Source organism: Providencia sp. UF-224, from assembly GCF_058245955.1.
In genome coordinates this window covers 1-21,534 of record NZ_JBSICC010000015.1, presented here as the reverse complement: position 1 = coordinate 21,534, position 21,534 = coordinate 1, and the positions used below count along the sequence as shown (strand labels likewise).

16 protein-coding genes are annotated in these 21,534 nt (G+C 43.2%); 11 read left to right on the top strand and 5 right to left on the bottom strand.

Annotation, left to right across the window (positions count from 1 at the left end):
- Positions 1-53 precede the first annotated feature (53 nt).
- The 3 genes from fdnG to fdoI are packed head-to-tail and all read left to right on the top strand — an operon-like array spanning position 54 to position 4,713.
- Positions 54-3,101, top strand: coding sequence for a formate dehydrogenase-N subunit alpha (gene fdnG, locus AC4IFO_RS14560; RefSeq protein WP_490735392.1), 3,048 nt, complete (start codon positions 54-56; stop codon positions 3,099-3,101).
- Between the two features lie 11 nt (positions 3,102-3,112).
- The gene (gene fdxH, locus AC4IFO_RS14555; RefSeq protein ID WP_490735390.1) at positions 3,113-4,060 is read left to right on the top strand and encodes a formate dehydrogenase subunit beta; all 948 of its coding nucleotides are present in this window, start codon (positions 3,113-3,115) and stop codon (positions 4,058-4,060) included.
- Positions 4,057-4,713, top strand: a complete 657-nt coding sequence (gene fdoI, locus AC4IFO_RS14550; RefSeq protein ID WP_219245163.1) for a formate dehydrogenase cytochrome b556 subunit — start codon at positions 4,057-4,059, stop codon at positions 4,711-4,713. Before fdxH ends, fdoI begins: the two co-directional genes overlap by 4 nt.
- A 52-nt stretch (positions 4,714-4,765) precedes the next feature.
- Here fdoI and AC4IFO_RS14545 read toward each other — a convergent pair whose 3' ends face one another.
- The 5 genes from AC4IFO_RS14545 to manD form a co-directional block, all read right to left on the bottom strand.
- Positions 4,766-5,416 carry a YoaK family protein gene (locus AC4IFO_RS14545; RefSeq protein WP_490735388.1) on the bottom strand — a complete coding sequence of 217 codons (651 nt, stop codon included), beginning with the start codon at positions 5,414-5,416 and terminating at the stop codon, positions 4,766-4,768.
- 124 nt (positions 5,417-5,540) lie between these two features.
- Positions 5,541-7,028 (bottom strand): mannitol dehydrogenase family protein, encoded by a 1,488-nt coding sequence (locus AC4IFO_RS14540; RefSeq protein WP_490735386.1) that lies wholly within the window; start codon positions 7,026-7,028, stop codon positions 5,541-5,543.
- Positions 7,009-8,424 (bottom strand): MFS transporter, encoded by a 1,416-nt coding sequence (locus AC4IFO_RS14535; RefSeq protein WP_490735384.1) that lies wholly within the window; start codon positions 8,422-8,424, stop codon positions 7,009-7,011. Before AC4IFO_RS14535 ends, AC4IFO_RS14540 begins: the two co-directional genes overlap by 20 nt.
- 60 nt (positions 8,425-8,484) lie before the next feature.
- Entirely contained in the window at positions 8,485-9,498 is a 1,014-nt protein-coding gene (locus tag AC4IFO_RS14530) for a Zn-dependent oxidoreductase (protein WP_273838802.1), read from the bottom strand.
- 24 nt (positions 9,499-9,522) lie between these two features.
- Positions 9,523-10,737 (bottom strand): D-mannonate dehydratase ManD, encoded by a 1,215-nt coding sequence (manD, locus tag AC4IFO_RS14525; protein WP_219245158.1) that lies wholly within the window; start codon positions 10,735-10,737, stop codon positions 9,523-9,525.
- 281 nt (positions 10,738-11,018) lie between these two features.
- On the opposite strand from manD, the gene AC4IFO_RS14520 reads away from it, so the two are divergent.
- The 8 genes from AC4IFO_RS14520 to AC4IFO_RS14485 form a co-directional block, all read left to right on the top strand.
- The gene (locus AC4IFO_RS14520; RefSeq protein ID WP_490735381.1) at positions 11,019-11,765 is read left to right on the top strand and encodes an FCD domain-containing protein; all 747 of its coding nucleotides are present in this window, start codon (positions 11,019-11,021) and stop codon (positions 11,763-11,765) included.
- Between the two features lie 17 nt (positions 11,766-11,782).
- Positions 11,783-12,976: a mannonate dehydratase gene (gene uxuA, locus AC4IFO_RS14515; protein WP_490735379.1), complete on the top strand. Its 1,194-nt coding sequence runs from the start codon at positions 11,783-11,785 to the stop codon at positions 12,974-12,976.
- Positions 12,977-13,857: 881 nt separating this feature from the next.
- Positions 13,858-14,793 (top strand): formate dehydrogenase accessory protein FdhE, encoded by a 936-nt coding sequence (gene fdhE / locus AC4IFO_RS14510; RefSeq protein ID WP_490735377.1) that lies wholly within the window; start codon positions 13,858-13,860, stop codon positions 14,791-14,793.
- Positions 14,794-14,815: 22 nt separating this feature from the next.
- On the top strand, positions 14,816-16,207 hold the full coding sequence (gene selA / locus AC4IFO_RS14505; protein WP_490735375.1) for an L-seryl-tRNA(Sec) selenium transferase: 1,392 nt from the start codon (positions 14,816-14,818) through the stop codon (positions 16,205-16,207).
- Positions 16,204-18,072: a selenocysteine-specific translation elongation factor gene (gene selB / locus AC4IFO_RS14500; RefSeq protein ID WP_490735373.1), complete on the top strand. Its 1,869-nt coding sequence runs from the start codon at positions 16,204-16,206 to the stop codon at positions 18,070-18,072. The genes selA and selB overlap by 4 nt, the downstream gene beginning before the upstream one ends.
- A gap of 70 nt (positions 18,073-18,142) precedes the next feature.
- Positions 18,143-19,801 carry an LTA synthase family protein gene (locus AC4IFO_RS14495; protein ID WP_490735371.1) on the top strand — a complete coding sequence of 553 codons (1,659 nt, stop codon included), beginning with the start codon at positions 18,143-18,145 and terminating at the stop codon, positions 19,799-19,801.
- Positions 19,802-20,021: 220 nt separating this feature from the next.
- Entirely contained in the window at positions 20,022-21,023 is a 1,002-nt protein-coding gene (locus AC4IFO_RS14490; protein ID WP_490735369.1) for an NAD-dependent epimerase, read from the top strand.
- Between the two features lie 44 nt (positions 21,024-21,067).
- The coding region (locus AC4IFO_RS14485; RefSeq protein ID WP_490735367.1) for a UDP-glucose 6-dehydrogenase family protein at positions 21,068-21,534 on the top strand (467 nt) is incomplete at its 3' end.

Sequence of the window (21,534 nt, the reverse complement as noted above, 5' to 3'; positions counted from 1 at the left end):
ATTATCGCGATTGACGTTAGGTAAACATGAGCAATGTAAATGAGGAGATCCCCATGCAAGTCAGCAGAAGGCAGTTCTTTAAGATCTGCGCTGGCGGTATGGCAGGTACGACGGCAGCGGCGTTAGGTTTTGCACCTGCAACCGCATTAGCGTCAACGCGCCAGTATAAATTACTGCGTGCGAAGGAAACCAGAAATACCTGTACCTACTGTTCTGTCGGCTGTGGGCTGTTAATGTACAGCCTCGGTGATGGCGCGAAAAATGCGAAAGAGAGCATTTTCCATATTGAAGGGGACCCGGATCATCCGGTAAACCGTGGTGCACTTTGTCCGAAAGGTGCTGGACTTATCGATTTCATCCACAGTGAAAGCCGCTTAAAATACCCAGAAGTGCGTGAGCCGGGTACCAATGAGTGGAAACGTATCACGTGGAACGACGCATTTGATCGTATCGCTAAGTTGATGAAAGAAGACCGCGATGCGAACTTCATTGAAAAAAATAAAGAGGGTGTCACAGTTAACCGTTGGCTAACCACCGGTATGTTGTGTGCATCAGCTGGAAGCAATGAGACAGGCTTTGTAACACAAAAATTCACCCGCGCTCTCGGCATGCTTGCCGTTGATAACCAAGCGCGTGTCTGACACGGACCAACGGTAGCAAGTCTTGCTCCAACATTTGGTCGCGGTGCGATGACCAACCATTGGGTTGACATTAAAAATGCAAACCTAATCGTTGTTATGGGTGGTAATGCGGCAGAAGCGCATCCAGTCGGTTTCCGCTGGGCGATGGAAGCTAAAATCCATAACAAAGCCAAACTAATCGTAATTGACCCACGCTTTACCCGTACTGCGGCAGTGGCGGATTTCTACACGCCTATCCGTTCTGGTACTGATATTGCGTTCTTATCAGGTGTTATCAAATACTTACTGGATAATGAAAAAATTCAGCGTGAATACGTGGAAGCGTATACCAATGCGAGTTTAGTTATCCGTGAAGACTTTGGTTTCGATGATGGCCTGTTCACAGGCTATGATGAAGAAAAACGCCAATACGATAAAACCACGTGGAACTATGAGATGGACGAAAACGGCCTTGCGCTGCGCGATCCAACTCTGAAACACCCACGTTGTGTACTGAACTTATTAAAAGAACACGTTAGCCGTTATACGCCAGAAGTGGTGAATAATATCTGCGGTACGCCAATCAAAGATTTCTTACAAGTCTGTGAATACCTTGCAGAAACCAGCGTAAAAGATAAAACAACGTCGTTCTTATATGCGTTAGGTTGGACTCAACATACGGTGGGTGCGCAAAACATCCGTACGATGGCGATGATCCAATTGCTGTTAGGTAACATGGGGATGTTAGGTGGTGGTGTTAACGCACTGCGCGGTCACTCGAACATTCAAGGTTTAACTGACTTAGGTTTATTGTCACAAAGCCTGCCAGGTTATATGACATTACCGTCAGAAAAACAAACCACGTTAGAAACCTATTTAGCAGCAAATACACCAAAAGCAACAGTTGCAGGCCAAGTGAACTACTGGGGCAACTACCCGAAATTTTTCGTCAGTATGATGAAAACGTTCTACGGTGATAAAGCGCAGAAAGAAAATAATTGGGGCTTTGATTACCTGCCGAAGTGGGACCAAGGCTACGACGTACTGCGTTATTTCGAGATGATGGATAAGGGCGAAGTGAATGGCTATATCTGCCAAGGCTTTAACCCGTTAGCATCATTCCCGAACAAAAACAAAGTGGTTAAGTCACTGTCAAAACTGAAATTCTTGATTACCGTTGATCCATTGAATACGGAAACCTCGAACTTCTGGCAAAACCACGGCGAAATGAACGATGTGAACCCAGCGGAAATTCAAACGACAGTATTCCGCCTGCCTTCATGTTGTTTCGCGGAAGAAAATGGTTCGATTGTTAACTCAGCGCGCTGGTTACAGTGGCACTGGAAAGGTGCAGATGCACCGGGTGAAGCCATCAGTGATGGTGAAATCCTGTCGGGTATTTTCCACCGTTTACGCCAAATGTATGAAAAAGAAGGTGGCGCAGTACCTGAACAAGTACTGAGCATGACATGGGATTACTTAGATAGTGATAACCCAACACCGGAAGAAGTGGCACGTGAAAACAATGGTTACGCACTAGTTGACCTGAAAGACGCTGACGGCAACGTCATTGTGAAGAAAGGTGAATTGCTGAGCTCGTTTGCCCAGTTGCGTGACGATGGTTCAACGGCGAGTGGTTGCTGGATTTTTGCCGGTAGCTGGACACCGAAAGGTAACCAAATGGCTAACCGTGATAACTCTGACCCAACAGGTCTGGGTAACACATTAGGTTGGGCATGGGCATGGCCTCTAAACCGTCGCGTCATTTATAACCGTGCATCGGCAGACCCAATGGGTAAACCGTGGGATCCGAAACGTCAAATCCTTGAGTGGGATGGCAGCAAATGGACAGGGATGGATATTCCTGACTATAGCAATGCGCCTCCAGGAAGTGGTGTTGGTCCGTTTATCATGCAGCCTGAAGGTATGGGACGTCTGTTCGCACTGGATAAAATGGCCGAAGGCCCATTCCCAGAGCACTACGAACCTATCGAAACGCCGTTGGATACCAACCCACTGCATCCAAATGTGGTATCTAACCCTGCGGCTCGTGTGTTTAAAGACGACTGGGCACAAATGGGTAAAGCGACCGAATTCCCTTATGTGGGAACGACTTATCGCTTAACAGAACACTTCCACTATTGGACAAAACACGCCCTGTTGAATGCCATCATTCAGCCACAGCAGTTTATCGAAATTGGTGAGCGCTTGGCGAAAGAAAAAGGCATTGAGCAAGGTGATACGGTGAAAGTGAGCTCTAAACGTGGCTACATCAAAGCGAAAGCGGTGGTCACCAAACGTATTCATACGCTGAAAGTGGCTGGGAAAGATATCGATACCATCGGTATTCCAATTCACTGGGGCTTTGAAGGTTTGGCCGTGAAAGGCTTTATTGCGAACACCCTAACACCGTATGTGGGTGATGCGAATACACAAACGCCGGAATTTAAATCATTCCTTGTTAACGTGGAAAAGGTGTAAGGAGATAAATTATGTCAATGCAATCTCAGGACATTATTCGTCGCTCTGCCACCAATTCCCTGACTCCCGCGCCTCAGGTGCGGGATTATAAGGAAGAAGTCGCAAAGCTTATCGACGTCACGACCTGTATCGGCTGTAAAGCGTGTCAGGTCGCGTGTTCCGAATGGAACGATATCCGTGACAAAATCGGCACCAACGTTGGGGTGTATGACAACCCAACGGATTTAACCGCGAAGTCATGGACGGTAATGCGTTTCTCTGAAGTTGAAGAGAACGATAAATTCGAGTGGCTAATTCGTAAAGATGGTTGTATGCACTGTGCTGACCCGGGTTGTTTGAAGGCGTGTCCTTCAGAAGGCGCGATTGTTCAGTACAAAAACGGTATCGTTGATTTCCAATCAGAGCACTGTATTGGTTGTGGTTACTGCATCGCGGGTTGCCCGTTTGATGTACCACGTATCAATCCAGAAGATAACCGTGCATACAAATGTACGTTGTGTGTTGACCGTGTTGAAGTGGGTCAAGAACCTGCGTGTGTGAAAACATGCCCAACGGGTGCTATTCACTTCGGTACCAAAGAAGACATGATTGGCATGGCGGGTGAGCGTGTTGAAGAGCTGAAAACTCGTGGTTATGCAAATGCAGGTTTATACGACCCTGCGGGTGTTGGTGGTACGCACGTGATGTACGTCTTGCACCACGCAGATAAACCTCAGTTGTATCACGGACTGCCGGAAAACCCGACAATCAGCCCAACAGTCACTTTCTGGAAAGGTATCTGGAAGCCGTTAGCTGCGGTTGGTTTTGCTGCAACATTTGCAGCGGCCATTTTCCACTATGTGGGTATTGGTCCAAACCGCGTCTCCAAAAAAGATGAAGAAGAAGCGTTAGAAGATTTGCATAACGTAATGTCATCTGATGACACTTCCAAATCAAAAGAAGGGGAGGATCAGAAATGATACCAGATGATAACGACAAAATTATCCGTCATAAGCCGATTGAAAGGATCAATCACTGGGCGGTTGTGATTTGCTTCTTGTTCACTGCAATCAGTGGGTTAGGGTTTTTCTTCCCATCGCTAAACTGGTTCATGAACATTTTAGGCACGCCACAGCTGTCGCGTATTTTGCATCCATTCGTGGGTACGGCGATGTTCTTGCTGTTCGTCTTCATGTTCTTCCGTTATTTCCACCATAACTTCATTAATAAAGAAGATATCAAGTGGGCAAAAAATATCGGTAAAGTGCTGAAAAATGAAGAAGCGGGCGATGTAGGCCAATATAACCTCGGTCAGAAAGGGGTGTATTGGGTAGTCACTATCTGCTTATTGGCGCTGGTGGTCACTGGTGTCATTATGTGGCGCCCCTATTTTGCTGAATACTTCCCAATCCCTGTTTATCGTGCAGCGATTCTGATCCACTCACTCTCTGCGATTGCGCTGATCATTATGATTGTGGTTCACGCTTACGCGGCGATTTGGGTGAAAGGCTCGGTTCGTGCGATGGTCGAAGGTTGGGTGACCCGTGGTTGGGCAAGAAAGCACCATCCACTGTGGTACCGCCAACTTCTTGAAAAAGAAAAGCAAGAAAAACAACAGCAAGAGAAAAACTAAGTTTTATCTTTTCTGTTTAAAAAGCCCACAATTGTGGGCTTTTTTTTATCTATTAATCGGTTATGGTTAGGCTATAGACAAAAGCCAGTGCCAACAGTATCAACACAAAAGAAAAACCGAGGAATTGGTAATTGACCGATAACACCCCGCCCGTTAATCCTCCTAAAACAAAAGATAACACGGCGAGGAATAATACTTTTTTGCTGCTATCACCTTGCACGTTTTTTAAAAAGGCATTGATGCAGGATGTCGTCATCCCTGTGACATAGGTTGAGTGAATACCTACCGAGCCGGCCTTGTTAAAAAAGCCATTTTGTAGCCCCATGGATAAACTAATGATAAATATGACGATATTGTCTGAATATAAGGCATGGGCGAAGAAATAGAGCGTAAACACCCCAGTAAATAATAAAAGTGATAAACCAATCAGAAAACGGTAATCACGCAGTGAATTATTTTTTAACCGTTGCCATGAGCCAAAGCAAGTTCCTAGAAAAAAGCCGCAGATAGAAACCGCAGAAAGCAGTAGCATTGGCCAATCCAACTTGGCGAGGTACACCATGCTTAAAATACTGTTCCCTGTCAGATGCCCGGTGAAAACCTCGAAAATAACGAAAGAGCACGCATCCACAAACCCGCCAATAAAGGCCAGTAAGAGGAAAAAGGGCGTATGGGAGTTGGCTTCAAATTGGAATAATGACATGGTTATTTTGCCGCTCATCAAAATAGATAGTGATGGTGAGTATATGCATTATTTGAGAAATAATAAAAAAACCTGATACGCAGAGTATCAGGTTTGAGAGTTAACGACGCTTATGAACAAATAATTACAGCGAATGTTCGCGGTTTAATGCTTCAATGGTTTTTTTCGCACCGTTATCACGCAGTGACAGATAAAACGCAGTCACTTTTTCAGTGAATAACGGGTTGTTGACCAACTCTTGGGTAAACAAACTTTCCAGTGAAAGCAATGCGTTAACGCGGTTTTCATCATCCTGACTTTGCGCCACCAGTTCAGCCAGTTTAGTGGCCTGTGGATCACTTACTTGAATATCTGCACCCTGATCGTCTTTCCCACTGACATATCGCATCCACCCTGCAACGGCTAATGCTAAATAATCAAATGATTGACCATTTTTCAGATGAATTTGAATCGAATCCAACAAACGTTGAGATAGTTTTAGGGTTCCATCCATCGCAATTTGCCATGTGCGGTGTTTGAGCCCCGTATTTTTGAAGCGTTCAATTAACGCGTTCGCATACTGAGGTAAATCGACATTTTTAATGGAAAGTGTCGATGCTTGCTCATTCACCATCAAGTGGTAAGCCGCTTTTTCATAAGCACTGTCTTGCATACATTCATTAATGTACTGATAGCCTGCTAAGTATCCCAAGTAAGCAAGGAATGAGTGGCTGCCGTTTAACATGCGCAGTTTCATTTCTTCAAATGGGATAACATCCGTGACTAACTGAGCTCCCGCTTTTTCCCATTCTGGGCGGCCTGCAACAAAGTTATCCTCTACCACCCATTGCTTAAAAGGCTCACAGGCAATCGCGACTTTATCGACAACAGAACCGAGCTGAGATTGAATTTTCTCTGCGGTTTCTGGGGTCATTGCAGGCACAATTCTATCTACCATGGTTGAAGGGAACGTCACATTATCTTCAATCCATTTGGCTAACGCTGGGTCACGCTTTGCCGCCATCGCAAGGATAACATTTTTTGTAATATGCCCATTTTCGGGCATATTGTCGCAGGACATCACGGTAAATGGTGCTAACCCTAATACTTTGCGGCGACGAAGCGCTTCAACAATCACGCCAGGCAATGATTTAGGTGCTTCAGGGGACACTAAATCATGTGCAATGGCGGGGTTATCAAAATCAATCGACCCAGTTGATGGAACGTAGCAGTACCCTTTTTCGGTGACCGTCATTGAAACGATAGCAATATTTGGGTCTAACATTCGATTGATAACAGCCTCAATACCGTGAATGGTTGGGTGTAGAGCCTCTTTAACGACGCCAACGGTACGGGTTTGCCAGTTATCACCTTGCATTTCAACAACGTTATACAAACAGTCTTGAGCCAGTAAATCTTCGATTTGCTGCTCGCCACCCACTAAGTTAACTTCACAAAATCCCCAATCACTTTGGTGATCCGCCGCTAAAATATCTGCAAAGATGGCTTGATGGGCGCGGTGAAACGCGCCGAAACCCAAGTGAAGCATTTTAACGTTAACCTGATTTCTATCGTAGTTAGGCACTTTGATAGTCGCAGGGAGTTGATTTAGGTTATTGATTGACAGTTGCATATTTGGCCTTACCTTTACTTTTTTGTTGCTCAACTTCTTCAACCGCATCCAGTGGGCTGGTTAAGTCACGGTCTTTTACTTCAGGCATGATGATGGCGGTAATTAATGAGATAGCTGAGTAGATAACGATCATGATAGCGATCGGCCACCAACTTCCTGTAATACTACAGAAGATACCTGCAAGTACAGGGCCTAAGCCGGATGCAATTAACCCACCAATTTCTTTCGCGACAGCCATGCCAGTAAAGCGGTTACGTGAGTTGAACATTTCAGCCATCGTAATATTTTCAAGCGCAAATAATCCGAGAACTGAACAGTTGTGAACAATAATAATACAAATGGTGATTAAGCTGACACTGTTGGCCCCGTTAACGATGACAGAAAGCATCGGGTAGGCGAGCAGCATCGCGGATAAGCTAAGGATAATATAAGGAATACGGCGACCAAATTTATCCGATAGCAGGCCAATCACAGGGATGGTGAGGAACCCGACAACGGAGCTGATCATGATCGCATCAGTTGGAATGCTTTTATCGAATAATAGACTTTGAACTAAATAACCCGCAAGGAATGTTTGGATAAGCCCTGAGTTACCTGCTTGACCAAAACGAATACCTGTTGCCAGCCAAAATGCTTTCGTTTTGAACATCGCAAAGAAACTTTCTTTTGGCGGAGCTTGAACCGCAGCTTGAGTTTCTTGCTCTTCCGCATTTTGTACTTTCTCAAACACTGGGCTTTCTTTGAGGTTCAGTCGCAGCCAGACAGCAAACAGCATCACAACAAAGCTTGCTAAGAATGGTACACGCCAGCCCCAAGCCAGTAAGTCTTCTTTGTCTAACCAGAAGAACATGAATGCCCAGATAGCCGTTGCGCTCAGTGTACCGCAGTTTGTTCCCAAACCAACCAGTGAAGCGACAATACCGCGGCGGCCTTTTGGTGCATATTCAGCGAGCATGGTTCCTGCACCTGAAATTTCGGCACCAGCACCTAAGCCTTGAACAATTCGCAAGAGAACTAACAGTAGTGGCGCAAGGATACCTACTTGTGCATAAGTTGGTAATACGCCAATTAAGGTGGTACACACCCCCATCATAGTGATGGTAATGAATAACACTTTTTTACGACCGATTCTGTCACCCATCTGACCAAAGAATACCGCACCTACAATACGAGCCACATAGCCTGCACCATAAGTACCCATCGCAAGAATTAATGCCATTGAAGCCGATTGCTCGGGAAAGAAAATTTCGTGGAAAACAAGTGCTGCGCCTAGCGAGTAAAGCTGAAAATCCATAAATTCGAGGGCGGTTCCAAGCCAACCAGAAACAGCAGCTTTGGTGAGGTCCCCAGAGCTACGTTCGACTTTCCCTGATTGGTCTATCGACTGAGTATTCATATTATTATCCTATTAATCACGTCGGGTAGTATTTAAAATAATTATTTTTTTGTAATAAAATTAAAAGGTTAAAAGAATTTTACAGCAGGTTTTTTGGTCTTTCTCAAAGGTCAAAATTGCGTCTTGTGCCTCAGTGAATGGAAACTGATGGGTTAAGATTTTGGTTGGGTCAATCTTATTAGACTCAATCCAGCTAATCACCTCTGGGAATTTTTTCGCATTTAGGCGTGAAGAGAATAGGGAAATCTCTTTACTGGTAATGCTCTGTTGTGTCACGGAACTTGGCTCGCTCGAGAATCCCATAATAGATACTCTCGCCGCTGGAGAAGCAATCAAAATCGCTTCTTGTAAAATAGCAGGGTGGCAAGCGGCATCTAACACAACCGTTGGGCGTAGGTTTAAAGCCTTGAGTTGTTCAGGAAGTGGCGTTTGCGAGTTATCAATCACGATATCTGCCCCACAAGCTGTCGCTCTGGCTAATCGCTCAGCAACGCGGTCAACCACAATTAAGGTTTTGACTTGGTACACACCTTTTAAAACTTGTGCGCATGTTAGTCCAATTGTGCCTGCGCCATACACTAAGGCGACATCATCTTTGGTTGGATGAACATGTGAAGTGACGTTGGCGGCGATAGAGTAAGGCTCAACAGTGACAGCACACTCATCACTGATTGAATCAGGGATGGTATACGCATTGGCAGCAGGTACCGTGACATATTCAGTAAAGCCACCATCAGTATGAACGCCTAAGACTTCTAAGGTTTCACAGACATTTGGTTTACCAATTGAGCAAGGGTAACAATGGCCACAACTGAGCACTGGGTCAATAGAGACGCGTTCACCGATACGTTTGCTATCCACACCGCTACCGACTTTTTCAATCACACCAAAAAATTCATGACCGATGACACGAGGGTATTTTGCAAATGGATTATGACCGCGGTAGATATGGCTGTCAGAACCACAGATACCAGCTAAGCGAACTTTGATTCGTACCTGATTTTCAGTAGGTTCTGGGATCGCACGCTCTTCAATTAATAAGGTGTTCGGTTCTTTTATCACTACAGCTTTCATGTTTAACTCCGAATTATCTAAAAATTACCAATTCCATAAAGTGCCGTCTTCGAGACGCGCAACAGGGAGGTATGCTGGGTTGTACGGGTATTTCGCTGCCAGTTTTTCATCAAAATCGATACCTAAACCGGGCTTATCACTTGGGTGCATGTAACCGTCTTTAAATGTCCAATTTGGGGTAAAGACAGAAAGCATTTCTTCGGAGTACCCCATAAATTCTTGTACACCAAAGTTGGGTACCCATAGGTCAAAGTGCAGTGCAGCAGCGTGACAAATAGGGGACAAGTCAGATGGGCCATGTGAGCCTGTTCTAACTTGGTAAAGTGATGCAAAATCGGCAATTCGACGCATACCGGTAATACCACCTGCATGGGTAATAGTAGTGCGGATATAGTCGATCAACTGTTCTTCGATGAGTTGCTTGCAGTCCCAAATACTATTAAAAACTTCGCCAACGGCGATTGGGGTGACGGTGTGCTGGCGGATCAATCTAAAGCAGGATTGGTTTTCCGCGGGTGTTGGGTCTTCCATCCAAAATAAACGTGCATCTTCAATACGTTTACCGAACCGAGCTGCTTCAATCGGGGTTAAGCGGTGATGTACATCGTGCAGAAGGTGTTCATTGAAACCGTATTTATCACGAACGGCTTCAAACAGTTTTGGCATGAAGTCGAGGTATTTTTCGGTTGACCAAAATTGTTCTTCAGGGTGATGACCTTTGGTTGCTGGCTCGTAAGCAAGGTTTTGGCCTTTGCTTTGACCATATGTCGTTGCCATTCCAGGGATACCGCATTGTACGCGGATAGCTTTAAAGCCTTTTTCTTTATATTTTGCGTAGTTATCTAATGCTTCAGGAATATCTTTACCTGTTGTATGGCAATACACCATTACGCCTTCACGGGATGCACCACCGAGTAATTGGTATACAGGTAAATTAGCAATTTTCCCTTTGATATCCCATAGAGCCATATCGATAGCGGAAATGGCGGACATGGTAACAGGGCCCCTACGCCAGTAAGCTCCCTTGTAGAAAAATTGATAGATGTCTTCAATTTTGTGTGGGTCGCGACCAATTAGCTGAGGGCATAAATGATCTCTTAGGTAAGAAACCACGGGTAGTTCACGACCATTAAGGGTCGCATCACCAAGGCCATACACACCTTCATCGGTCGTAATCTTTAATGTGACAAAGTTACGACCGGGGCTACATACAAATACTTCTGCGTTTACGATTTTCATTTTTGCCCATATCCCTATTCATGCTAACCAACTGATCAACCAAATTTGCCATAAACTGACTAACTGGTTTTCTTATTGGTTGACCAAATTTGCTTTTTTTCACTCTATCAACCATAAAATTAAAAGACAATGACTAAAAAGCCGACAATAAGTGAAGGTGATCACAAATTGGTTAACTAATTCGCACAAAATAATGGATAAATTGGTTGACCATTATCGAGAGTGACGATAATCTACAATGGAAGAACTAAATTTAATTCGACAACGCGTTGTACATATATATGAAAACTCAATACCGCTCGTACCAGTACCTAGGTCAGCAGTTAAAAGAGCTCATTGCTTCTGGTGAATATCCGATAGGAAGTCGTTTAATGCCAGAACGTGAGATCGCTAAAAAATATGATGTTAGCCGCTCATTGGTACGTGAAGCGCTCATCATGCTAGAAATTGAAAAATTGGTATCTATCAAGAAGGGGTCTGGCGTTTATGTGATTAATCACCCAGATTCGCTGATTGAGGAAGTGAAAAACATCGATCACGGCCCTTTTGAAATCTTGCAAGCACGGCAAGTGATTGAAAGTGCGATTGCGGCTTGTGCTGCGCTATCTGCAACAAAAGCCGATATTCAAGAAATTCGTGCTTTGCTTGAAGATGAGCGGATGAAGGTCGCTCAGAATGAAAGTGATGATGAAAATGATCATAAATTCCACGTGTTAATTGCCCGCGCAAGCAAAAACGACATGATGGCAAAGATTATTGATGATATTTGGTCTGTCAGACGAAATAGCCCTATGTGGGATAAGTTACATGAGCATATCGATAACACGACTTACCGGAAGAAGTGGTTGATTGATCATGAAAATATTTTAAATGCACTACAAAAGCGTGACCCTGAATTGGCGAAAAAAGAGATGTGGCAACACTTAGAGAATGTCAAAAATACTCTAATGCAGCTTTCGGATTTTGATGACCCCAATTTTGATGGTTATTTATTTGAAACAATTCCTTATCAGACTATTTTTGAATAAGCGAAGGAGATGTACTCATGGAGCATACGTGGCGTTGGTATGGACCTAATGACCCAGTTTCTTTAAGTGATGCAAGACAAGCTGAGGCGACAGGGATCGTCTCTGCTCTCCATCATATTCCAAACGGTGTCGTTTGGAGTGTTGAGGAAATATTAAAGCGTAAGGCTATCATAGAGGAAGCTGGTTTAGTTTGGTCTGTCGTTGAAAGTATTCCTGTTCACGAAGATATTAAAACTCAGCAGGGTGATTTTGAAACTTACATTCAGAACTACCAGCAAAGTATTCGCAACTTAGCATCGTGTGGAATTAAAACAATTTGCTATAACTTCATGCCAATTCTTGATTGGACACGTACCGACCTTGGTTATACGTTGCCTGATGGTTCTAAAGCATTACGTTTTGATAATATCGCGTTTGCGGCGTTTGAAATTCATATCTTAAAACGTAAAAATGCCGCTGCGAGTTATTCAGAAAAAGAAGTGAAAGAGGCGGCGGAATATTATGCAGCAATGTCCTCTGATGATATTGATAATCTAATTAAAACGATTATTGCAGGGTTACCCGGTGCTGAAGAAGGCTATACTCTAGACCAGTTCCGTGAACGCTTAGCGATATATAATGATATTGATAAAAACCAATTACGTGAAAACTTGCGTTATTTTTTGCAGAAAATCGTTCCTGTCTGTGAAGAAGAAAATGTCGTATTAGCGATTCATCCTGACGATCCTCCACGCCCTATTTTAGGTCTGCCACGTATTGTTTCAACGATTGAAGACATGCAGTTTATTAAAGAAAGCTGCGATAGCATCCATAATGGTTTTACCATGTGTACAGGCTCATATGGTGTGCGCGCAGATAACGACCTTGTGAAAATGATTAATACATTTGGTGACCGTATTCACTTTACGCATTTGCGTTCAACGGTGAGAGAAGAAAATCCAAATACTTTTCATGAAGGCAACCACATTGCGGGTGATGTCGACATGTTTGAAGTCGTTAAAGCAATTTTAGCGATAGAACAAAAACGGCATGAAGCGGGCTTAGCCCCGATCCCTATGCGGCCAGACCATGGTCACCAAATTTTGGATGACTTGAAAAAAGTGACAAACCCAGGTTATTCCGCGATTGGCCGTTTAAAAGGGCTGGCGGAAGTAAGAGGGTTAGAATTAGCACTGAAACGGATGTATTATCCAGAATTATTAAAAGCATAAATTAACTTCATCATATTTGCTTCTACTATTTGGTATGAATTAAATATCAAAGAATTAAGTATGCTTGAAAATACGCGACCAAAATAAATTGGTCGCGTATATAAATATTTAATTAAATAAGTTTTAGATTACTTAAAATCTATCTCTTAACAACCTGCCTATCATGTTTTGATGCCATAGATAATATATCTCTAGACTTAAGAACAAGCTCATAGCTATCACCAATGAGTTTACTATTATAATCTGCTGAAGATTTAACGATAATCTTTTTATTGCTACGGGGCAGCTTTGGAATAGGGAGATTTATTCAGCTATTTACCATTTTCAATTTTAATATATACATTGCTGTTGGATTCAAAATATCATTTATTATGTAATCTAATCCGCATTCTTAAATATAAGTTGATTTTTGCTCCAACGAATCTACGTCATTCTTTCTTTTAAACTACCAATAAAAACTTTATTTAGCTGTACTTATTGGCTTATTCATTATTCTTAGATTGTCAAAAGTGATTAACCTCACAGGTTTTAACAATAATAGGTTATGTTAAGGCCGCCATAATCAGCAATTTATGACCCTGAAATAGGGTAATTTACATCTGTGAAAATGCCTTTTTATCTGTGATTGCACATCATAATTATTGTTTTCTTAAGGTAAATTTGTCGGCATTTTTCCTCTCGCTGCTCACAAAACCCTTATCAGATCAAACAGCGGTCTTGATACAGGGGCATCAAGGTAGCGACCTAGCCATTTTTGTTTTATCCTGAGCACTATATAGCAGCAATTTACGCTGATGGCATAAAATAGGAATGATAAATTTGTGTATAGGCTTACCCTATATGCAAAAAAATCGTTCAGAAAATAGAAAAGTGAGAATGCAATGGGTATTCGTATCGTTCCTAAAGAAGAGTTAGGACAAGAAAGATTAAAAGAAAAAGGCATTGGTTTTATTCCGCCAGTACTGTTCCCTAACTTAAAAAGCTTATATCAACGTCGAGCTGAAAGGTTGAAAGAGCTTGGTATTGGTGAGCATCCTTTTGCAAATTACCTTAATTTTGCTGCTGAAGTCGCGACAGCGCAGCATAATGCGCAGTATGATAATCCATTAGATGTTGATATGACTGACATTTTAGCGCGTTCAGTTAACACCAATCATTCACCATTGGATGCTAAAACGCTGCCTCGTACAACGCATTGGCATAAATTATTAAAATCGATTATTGCTGAATTAATGCCTGTCGTGCCTGAATCCGTCCGTCCTGCACTCGAAAATTTAGATAAAGCATCTGAAAATGAATTAGAAGCCATGGCATCCGCGTTATTAAACGAAGAGTTTGAAAAAGTTCCAGCGGATAAATCCATGTTTATCTGGGCGGCGCTTTCTGTTTATTGGGCTCAAATGGCAGCAAGCATTCCGGGTAAAGCTCGCGCAGAGCATGGTGATCATCGCCACTTTTGCCCTGTTTGTAACAGCATGCCAGTTTCCAGTATTGTGCAAATCGGGACATCACAAGGCCTGCGCTATTTACACTGTAACTTATGTGAAACTGAGTGGCACATGGTACGTGTGAAATGTAGCAACTGTGAACAAACAGGTAAATTGAATTACTGGTCACTCGATGATGAAAATGCGGCGGTTAAAGCCGAAAGCTGTGGTGATTGTGGCAGCTACCTCAAAATCCTTTACCAAGAAAAAGAAGCCAAAGTAGAAGCCGTTGCAGATGACTTAGCCTCAATTATTCTTGATGCACGTATGGAAGAAGAAGGTTTTGCTCGTAGCAGCATTAACCCGTTCCTTTTTCCCGGCGAAAAATAAGCGGTAACAGAGAATTGCGATTATGGTGGAAGCAAACTTAGCGTTATATCGGCAATTACCTTCGGTTGATAAGTTATTACAGCTTGATGAAGTGCAAATATTGGTTGAGCAGTCAGGGTTGCACTGGGTTACTGCGTGCTTGCGTGAAATGCAGGAGCAAGCGCGAGAGTGTATCTCACAGCAAGGGAAGTTACCTGATTGGCACACTGACTGGCTAAAAGAGCTAGCAAAACGCCACGATGAATTAGGCCAAAGCGCATTAAAAAATGTCTTTAACCTAACGGGAACGGTGTTGCATACCAATCTTGGGCGAGCGGTGATGTCCAAAACTGCGATTGACGCAGTTAGCAAAGTGATGAGTTCACCTGTCACATTAGAATATTCTCTGGATGGTGCAATGCGTGGTCACCGTGACCGCGCGATTGCTGATTTACTCTGCGAACTAACGGGCGCAGAGGATGCATGTATTGTTAATAATAATGCCGCAGCGGTTTTACTGTTGCTTGCAACGGTGGCAAATGGCCAGCAAGTGATTGTTTCTCGGGGCGAGTTAGTTGAAATTGGCGGTGCTTTTCGTGTGCCTGATGTGATGTCCCAAGCGGGATGCCAACTTGTTGAAGTGGGGACAACGAACCGTACTCATTTACGTGATTATGAAAATGCGATTAATGAGCACACTGCATTATTAATGAAGGTGCACACCAGCAATTATAGCATTGAAGGCTTCACGGCAGAGGTCGAAGGCCATGAGTTAGCTGCGCTAGGCAAAAAATATCAACTTCCCACCGCCATTGATTTAGGCAGTGGCTCGATGATTGACATGACAGAGTATGGTTTACCAGCTGAGCCGATGCCACATACCTATCTGTCCAAAGGTATTGATTTAGTGTCTATCTCAGGTGATAAACTGCTTGGTGGTCCACAAGCAGGGATCATTCTTGGTAAGAAAAAATGGATTGATGCCATTCAAAAACACCCACTAAAACGTGCGTTACGGGTCGACAAAATGACCCTAGCGGCGTTAGAAGCCACATTAACGCTTTATCTTACCCCTGAAAAACTGACCAGTGATTTACCGACACTGCGCTGGTTAACCCGTGAGCCTGAAACAATCCGCCGTAGCGCTGACAATGTGTTAGTGGCTTTGCAGGCATTTTATGGGGACAAGTTTATCGTTGAAATTGAGCCTTGCTTGTCACAAATTGGCAGTGGCTCATTACCCATTGATAGGTTGCCAAGCTTTGCGATTACCTTTGCGCCCTTAAATGGTAAAGGCGGTGTATTGGAACAATTAGCGTCTCATTGGCGTCAGTTGCCTCAACCCGTGATTGGGCGCATGAAAGATGGAAAACTGTGGCTAGATTTACGCTGCCTCGATGATGAACATGCATTATTACAGGTTTTACTTTCATGATTTTTGCAACCGCAGGCCATGTTGACCATGGTAAAACATCACTTATTCAAGCCATTACAGGTGTAAATACCGCGCATCTTCCTGAAGAGAAAAAACGCGGAATGACCATCGATCTGGGCTACGCGTATTGGCCGCAACTTGATGGCAGCGCAGTTGGTTTTATTGATGTTCCAGGGCATGAAAAATTTTTAGCCAACATGTTGGCGGGAATTGGCGGGATCAACCATGCGCTTCTCGTGGTGGCGTGTGATGACGGCGTGATGGCGCAAACCCTTGAACACTTGTCTATTTTAAGGCTTGCGGGTTGCCAAGATATTACGGCCATTTTAACGAAAGCGGACCGCGTTGATGATTTACGCATCGAGCAGGTGGCTAAAGAGGTTAAAGCGGAGCTGTCTCGACAAGGTTGGACTGATACCGCTTTGTTTATCACGTCAACCCAAGATGGGCGTGGTATTGATGAATTACGCCAATACTTGCAGCAGCTACATCAGCAAAGCGAATTACATGAAAATTTACAGCGTCGTTTTCGTTTAGCCATTGACCGTGTTTTTCATGTTAAAGGCGCGGGGATTGTTGTGACAGGAACGGCTCTTGCTGGCCAAGTACAAGTTGGCGGCTCGTTATGGGTGACTGGTGCAGATAAGCAAGTTCGCATCAGAGGGATCCACCGGCAGAACCAACCTGCGGATTTTGCACAAGCAGGTGACCGTGTTGCATTAAACCTTTCGGGTGATATTGATAAAGAAGATATCACCCGAGGTGATTGGTTGCTCGCTGAACAACCTGCATTTATTGCTAATCGCGTAATTGTTGAACTGGAGTGTGATTCGCTGATTAAGCATTGGCAACCTGTTCATTTATACCATGGCGCAAGTCATATCACTGGGCGAGTTTCTTTATTGGTTGAGCACGGGGAAACCCCCATTCTTGCCGAGTTAATCTTAGATACCCCATTATGGCTAGCCGATAATGACCGATTGATTATTCGTGATATTAGTGCCCGCCAAACACTAGGGGGAGCGAGAGTGATTCGTTTAACTTCTCCGCGCCGAGGAAAGCGCCTTCCCGAATTTTTAGACTGGTTAGCTTTACTGTCTACAGAAAGTGATGAGCTCACGCATTTCAAATTGCAGCTCCCCCAAGGTGAACTGAACCTACACGACTATGGTTGGGCTCGGCAGTTAACGGTTGATGCACTTGAAAACGTATTAACGCAAACAGATGCAGAGCATGTTGGTAATAGCGTTCTCTCTGCTTTTAAAGCGCAAGCTGCGAAAGACCGATTAATTCAAGTCCTTGAAAAATTCAACGAAGTACATAGCGACCAGATAGGTGTTGGAAAAGCACGTTTAAAACGTATGGCACTGCCTTCAATGAGTGATGCGTTAGTTTTTAAACTTATCAATGATTTGATTGAAGATGGGGCGATTAAGCAAACTCGTGGTTGGTTGCATATGCCACAACATGGGCTGATTTTTGATGCTCAGCAGGCAGTGATTTGGCAACAAATTTCCCCGTTATTGACTCGCAATGAAGCATGGTGGGTACGTGATTTAGCGATAGAAATCGGTCACGAAGAAGAGACAATGCGCCGAGTACTCAAAAAAGCAGCGCAGATGGGGTTGATCACCGCGATTGTCCGCGACCGTTATTATAGCCATGAGCAAATTAATTATTTCGCATCCCTGATCCATCGTTATTGTCTCGATAATGACGTTATTTTTGCTGCTGATTTTCGCAATGAATTAGGCATTGGGCGAAAACTTGCCATACAAATTCTTGAGTTTTTTGACAAAAGCGGTTTTACTCGTCGTAAAGGCGATGGTCACTATTTGCGAGATAAAGGCATTTTCGTTGAATAAATTGAGTGTTTTGATCCGCTATAGTGGTACCTCATAGCAAACCTCTCATATTAAACTTGTGGTAAAACTGATGAAGAAAAAGTTATTTGCAGGCTTTTATCTGGCATTGATCTTTATTGGCTCTCTTTTCTTGGTGTTTGAGAAAGGTAGCGTAATTTATCCTGCACTCATATCGCTCAGTGTATATGCTGTGTTATTTGGTATTTTAATGGTACTAACCGCGCGTTGGTTATTTTCAGCTATCATCACCAGCACTCTGTTTATTATCATAAAATTTCTAAATCAGTTAAAAGTCCATTACTACAAAGAACAGCTTTTCTTTACCGATATTAATATCATGACAGACACATCCAATATGGGCACGTTAAGCCATTATTGGTTAGCTGGTGTTGCGTTAGTTGGGCTATTCATTTTACTGGTGGTTAATGGTGTCATTAGCTGGCGTTTAATTAAGCCGAGCAAATCACGTGTTTCACGCATTTTAGGTGTGCTACTGGTTGTTGTGGGGTATTTTGGAACTAATTTTGTGAGCTCTCACTATTATGACCGATGGTCGCAAACGTTGCCAAAAGGCCGCGGGACAGTGACTAATATCATTATGTCCGCAAAAAACGCCAGTTACCAATCTCCTGAGTTTGCGGGCACCGCTGACTACTTTATCGAAAAAGCATCGACAGTCTCATTAAACAATAGCACCTCGTCAGAAAAGCCAGATATTGTTTTATTACTGCAAGAGTCTACGGTTGACCCACATATTTACGATCTACCAGAAGGCACAAAACTCCCTAATTTATTTATGTTCCAACAAGATGAAGGCGTTATTGCCCATAGCCAAATGCGAGTCCAAACTTTTGGTGGCGGCACTTGGTTATCTGAGTTTTCGGCCTTAACTGGATTAAATAGTGACGATTTTGGGGCACAAAAAAGTGGTGTGTTTTACTTTATCGTCGACAATTTAAAAAATAGCTTATTTAAGGAAATGAAAGCGAATGGTTACTATACCGTTGTGCTGACTCCGTTTAATAAAGGGGCTTATCATTCAGGCCATGCATATGAGACATTAGGCGTAGACAGGATTATTCAGCCGCAGGAGCTAGGTTACCCAGGTAAATTACAAGATAACTTATGGACTATTAGCACAGATGACATGCTGAAATATGTCAAAGAAATCTTAGCAAAAGAAACGGATAAACCCGTCTTTATTTTCTCTTTAACTATGTATGAACATGGGCCTTATAAAGAAACACATAGCGATGATTTCGGTATAAAAGATAAAATTAAGCATCAAGATGCAGCGGGTGAATTTAGCCATTATATGGAAAAAATTATCGCATCCGATGGGGCAATGCGAGATTTTGCTGAGTTTATTGATAAGCGCGACCGCCCGCTAATGTTTTTATATTTTGGTGACCACCAACCCGGTATTAGCTTAAATCAGTATGACTCGCCATTCTCATCACCTGCGTATTTAACGCAATTTACGTTGCGGGATAATTTAAAATCAGGCACCGCAATTAAAACAGGCGCGTTAACGGATATTTCATTTTTGGGCGGTATTTTATTAGAAAGAGCAAACTTAAAAGTTTCCCCATTCTATGAGGCAAATATTAAAATGCGCCATCTATGTGATGGCAAACTCAATGATTGCGAAGACCAAAAACTGTTAGATAGCTACCGTAATTATGTTTACCGCACATTGGAAGCGGCAGATAAAAAAGGTGCTCAGTAAGTTATGATTATTAGCCGTAAGTTTTAAAAAGCTTGCGGCTTTTCTTATATCGATGCTTAAAATCTTAACTCTTCCTTAAAATTCCCTACTTTTTTATGCATTATTGTTTTAATAATAAAACCATTCTTTGTTTTTTTTGTCTTAAATGAAGTTGATTTTTCTGTGAAATTCGGCGCTCTTTTGAGCTTTGTAGATGGTTTAACGCTAGAAGACGATAAATATGAAATACTTGGTGACGGGAAGTGCGGGTTTTATTGGTTTTAGATTGTGTCAGCGTTTATTGGAAAATGGGCATGAAGTTGTTGGGATTGATAACCTAAATGCCTATTACGATCAGGGGCTTAAACAATCTCGCCTACATTTATTAGAACAGTACTCACTGTTCCGGTTTATTCATCTTGATTTGACAGATCGTGAAACGGTCAGGGTGTTATGTACTCAGGAACAGTTCGATAGGGTCATCCACCTTGCTGCGCAAGCGGGTGTACGTTACTCACTAGAGAACCCATTTGCTTACGCAGACAGTAATTTAACGGGGCATTTATCGATTCTTGAAGGCTGCCGCCAAGCCAAAGTGAAGCATTTAGTGTACGCCTCTTCCAGTTCTGTTTATGGGGTGACAGATAACGCGCCATTTACCACTGACATGCCGACAGATCACCCGATTTCATTATACGCAGCGACAAAAAAAGCTAATGAATTAATGTCCCACTCCTATTCACACCTCTACCAGCTCCCGACAACGGGTCTGCGGTTTTTTACCGTGTATGGTCCGTGGGGTCGACCTGATATGGCGCTATTCAAATTCACCAAAGCCATTTTAGCGGGTGAACCTATTGATGTTTATAATAACGGCAATCTGAGCCGTGATTTCACGTTTGTTGATGATATTGTTGAAGGGGTGATCCGAATTTCCGATATAATCCCTCAGGCAGACCTGAGCAACCATTCGACATCACCAGCACAAAGCAGTGCGCCATATCGCATTTATAATATTGGTAATGGGCAACCTGTAAAATTGATTGAGTTTATTTCCGCATTGGAAAAAGCCCTTGGAAAAGAAGCAATTAAAAACTTTTTACCGATGCAAGCTGGAGATGTATACACAACTTGGGCAGATACTGAAGACCTATTTAACGTAATAGGCTATCGCCCGCAAGTTTCTATTGAACAGGGTGTTCAGGCGTTTGTTGATTGGTATCGTTCATATTACCACCAATAATATCAATAACCTGTAATATCCTTAGCCGAATTTGAGAGGCAAGTTTGAAAATAGCAATCGCAGGGACTGGCTACGTCGGTCTATCTAACGCCATGTTACTGTCACAGAATCACGAAGTGGTCGCTGTGGATATCATTCCTGAAAAAGTGGCGATGTTAAACAACCACCAATCGCCGATTGTTGATACGGAGATTGAACAGTTTTTAACGGAAAAAACACTGAATTTCCGTGCTACGGAAGATAAAGTGGAAGCCTATACAGGCGCACAGTACGTCATTGTTGCGACGCCGACAGACTACGACCCAAAAACTAACTATTTCAATACCAAGTCAGTGGAATCGGTCATTCACGATGTGAATGAAATTAACCCAACTGCGACGATTATCGTCAAATCGACTATCCCTGTTGGTTTTACCGCACGTTTACGGGAAGAATTTGGTTACACCAACGTGATTTTCTCCCCAGAATTTCTACGTGAAGGCCGCGCATTGTGGGATAACCTGCACCCGTC

Excerpts from the sequence above, each read along its gene's own strand:
- AC4IFO_RS14540 (WP_490735386.1), bottom strand. The coding sequence starts at position 7,028 with ATGCAACTGTCAATCAATAACCTAAATCAACTCCCTGCGACTATCAAA.
- fdoI (WP_219245163.1), top strand. The coding sequence starts at position 4,057 with ATGATACCAGATGATAACGACAAAATTATCCGTCATAAGCCGATTGAA.
- fdhE (WP_490735377.1), top strand. The coding sequence starts at position 13,858 with ATGGGTATTCGTATCGTTCCTAAAGAAGAGTTAGGACAAGAAAGATTA.
- AC4IFO_RS14520 (WP_490735381.1), top strand. The coding sequence starts at position 11,019 with ATGAAAACTCAATACCGCTCGTACCAGTACCTAGGTCAGCAGTTAAAA.
- selA (WP_490735375.1), top strand. The coding sequence starts at position 14,816 with ATGGTGGAAGCAAACTTAGCGTTATATCGGCAATTACCTTCGGTTGAT.
- AC4IFO_RS14530 (WP_273838802.1), bottom strand. The coding sequence starts at position 9,498 with ATGAAAGCTGTAGTGATAAAAGAACCGAACACCTTATTAATTGAAGAG.
- uxuA (WP_490735379.1), top strand. The coding sequence starts at position 11,783 with ATGGAGCATACGTGGCGTTGGTATGGACCTAATGACCCAGTTTCTTTA.
- manD (WP_219245158.1), bottom strand. The coding sequence starts at position 10,737 with ATGAAAATCGTAAACGCAGAAGTATTTGTATGTAGCCCCGGTCGTAAC.
- fdxH (WP_490735390.1), top strand. The coding sequence starts at position 3,113 with ATGTCAATGCAATCTCAGGACATTATTCGTCGCTCTGCCACCAATTCC.
- AC4IFO_RS14490 (WP_490735369.1), top strand. The coding sequence starts at position 20,022 with ATGAAATACTTGGTGACGGGAAGTGCGGGTTTTATTGGTTTTAGATTG.
- AC4IFO_RS14545 (WP_490735388.1), bottom strand. The coding sequence starts at position 5,416 with ATGTCATTATTCCAATTTGAAGCCAACTCCCATACGCCCTTTTTCCTC.
- AC4IFO_RS14495 (WP_490735371.1), top strand. The coding sequence starts at position 18,143 with ATGAAGAAAAAGTTATTTGCAGGCTTTTATCTGGCATTGATCTTTATT.
- AC4IFO_RS14535 (WP_490735384.1), bottom strand. The coding sequence starts at position 8,424 with ATGAATACTCAGTCGATAGACCAATCAGGGAAAGTCGAACGTAGCTCT.
- selB (WP_490735373.1), top strand. The coding sequence starts at position 16,204 with ATGATTTTTGCAACCGCAGGCCATGTTGACCATGGTAAAACATCACTT.